Genomic DNA, 281 nt, shown 5'->3' with positions numbered 1-281 from the left:
GGCGCCATCGAGCTGCGCGGCCGCTTGCCCGGCTGCACGCGGTTCGCCACCGGATTGCCCGCACTGTCGAGCGGGTTCGCCGAGAAATCGGTCAGCTGGTTGTTCAGCAGGAAGCCGTTGGTCATGTGGAACGAGCCCATGCTCGACTCGACGGTCGTCGTCGCGCTCAGCACGCTGCCGTCCGCGTCGACGATCGTGAAATGGTTCGTGCCGTGTTCGATCAGCGTCGCGTCGACGCCCAGCGGCACTGCGCCGAAATTGCCCGGCTGCGCGGTGCCCAT

1 protein-coding gene is annotated in these 281 nt (G+C 67.3%); it reads right to left on the bottom strand.

The window, feature by feature from the left end:
• Positions 1-281: gamma-glutamyltransferase (locus tag SB751_RS29725; protein ID WP_410748986.1), on the bottom strand; the 281-nt coding region annotated here is incomplete at both ends.

Source organism: Cupriavidus sp. SIMBA_020 (assembly GCF_046535395.1).
In the GTDB taxonomy this organism is placed as follows: Bacteria; Pseudomonadota; Gammaproteobacteria; order Burkholderiales; family Burkholderiaceae; genus Cupriavidus; species Cupriavidus campinensis.
Note: the sequence above shows the minus strand (reverse complement) of the source record. Positions and strands in the feature narration are given on the sequence as shown.